The organism is Stenotrophomonas sp. HMWF023 (assembly GCF_003060985.1).
Lineage (GTDB): Bacteria > Pseudomonadota > Gammaproteobacteria > Xanthomonadales > Xanthomonadaceae > Stenotrophomonas > Stenotrophomonas lactitubi.
Genome location: NZ_QAIJ01000240.1, coordinates 1 through 1666, shown reverse-complemented (window position 1 = coordinate 1666; position 1666 = coordinate 1). Strand labels below are relative to the sequence as shown.

General features: G+C 61.4%; 1 protein-coding gene and 1 pseudogene. Both read left to right on the top strand.

Going from position 1 to position 1666, the window contains the following annotated elements:
* A pseudogene (locus tag DBR20_RS23190) lies at positions 1-277 on the top strand (alkaline phosphatase); the annotation flags it as partial.
* A gap of 103 nt (positions 278-380) precedes the next feature.
* Positions 381-1571 carry a substrate-binding domain-containing protein gene (locus tag DBR20_RS13295; protein WP_108266509.1) on the top strand — a complete coding sequence of 397 codons (1191 nt, stop codon included), beginning with the start codon at positions 381-383 and terminating at the stop codon, positions 1569-1571.
* Positions 1572-1666 lie beyond the last annotated feature (95 nt).

Here is a 1666-nt window from a genome sequence, read left to right as displayed (position 1 = left end):
CTATCCGATCGCTGGCTACACCAACTTCGTGTTCGGCCAGTGCTACAAGAACGCCACTGTCGGCGCCAACGTCCGTGGCTTCCTGACCCGCCATTACGGCAGCGTCGTGGTCGCCGGCGTCGAGCAGGGCCCGAACGATGCGGCCATCCGCGCGCACAAGTTCATCCCGCTGACCAAGGCCTGGCGTGATGCGGTCCGTACCCGCTTCGCGACCGCCAGCAATGCCGGCGCCGTGAACAACCCGAGCACCTGCGCCAGCATCGGCCGTCCGCTGTAACTGCGAGATACATCAAAAGTGTTCTCCGGGTGCGCCGGCCGTCAGGTCGGCGCACTGCGGTATGAACGACCGTATCCAGAGAAGGCAGGGAGTTGCCAAATTCATGAAGCTGCTATTGAAGGCATTATGGCTCGCCAGTTGCGCGCTGGTCGGAACTCTAGAAGCAAATGCACAGATTCTTGTCCAGGGCGGTGGTGCGACAATGCCGGCGGCCCTGTATCAGGGGAGTCCGGACAGCATTCTTCCGTCGTCGTTCAGCTACGCCCCTACGAACTCGGGCGTCGGCAAGCTGGCATTCCTGACCAATGACCCATCACGGTTCTCGACAACGGGGACTGTGCACTTTGCTGGCAGCGATGCGGTGCTGAGCGGCGCCGAAATGAGCGTCTACAACAACACGTTCGACCGGTCTGGTGATCCCAACCGTTATGGGGCATTGATCCAGATTCCCGTTGCGCTGGCTCCGGTGGTCATTCCCTTCAACAAGCCTGGTTCGGCGGTTGACCTGTCGGTCACCCAGATCTGCGGCATCTTCTCCGGCAAGATCAATCATTGGAGCCAGCTAGCCGGCTCTGGCCGTAGCGGTTACATCCGGGTTGTCTACCGTGGCGAGAGTAGCGGCATCAGTGAACTGCTCACCCGCTTCCTCACCAGCGCCTGTCAGCCGGCCGACGTGTCGGCCACTACGCTGAAGCTGACCAACGGCGTGCCGGCGTTCTCGGTGCAGTCGACCTTCGCCAATCTGTTCACCCTTGTTCCCTCGAACTTCGTTGCTGCTCCGGCGTCCGGCGACGCGGCAGTGTACGCCGCCATTCTTGCGACCGACGGGACAATTGGATACACAGGACCAGACCTGTCTCTTGATCTCTCGGATGCCACTCGAGTTGCGCGGGTCAAGGGCTTCTCTCCAAAGGACGTGAGTACTCAAGCGACACTGGATACCGTGGCACCGCCGACCGATGCCGCTGCCCGGAACCCGGCGAACTGGGTGCCGGTGTTTGCCAACCCGAGCTCAGGATATCCGATCGTGGGAACCACTAATCTTCTGTTTGGGCAGTGCTACAAGGATGTACTGTTGGCTGCAAGAATCCGCGGGGCGCTTCATCGGATCTATGGCAGCATCGTGGTCAACGGTGTCGAGCAGGGCCCGAATGATGCCGCCATCGGCGCGCACAAGTTCATCCCGTTGAACAAGGCCTGGCGTGATGCGATCCGCATGCGCTTCGTGGCCGCGAGCAACGCCGCTGCTTTGAACAATCCCAGCACCTGCTCGGGCATCGGCCGTCCGCTGTAACCGCGATTGCTTCGGTAGTTGCAGGAGACGCACAAGGGCGCCGGCAGCAATGCCGGCGCCCTTGTGCGTATGTCCGCTGCATGACAGTGATGCGC

Bases quoted from the DNA above. Each gene is read 5' to 3' on its own strand.
- DBR20_RS13295 (WP_108266509.1), top strand. From the start codon at position 381: ATGAAGCTGCTATTGAAGGCATTATGGCTCGCCAGTTGCGCGCTGGTC.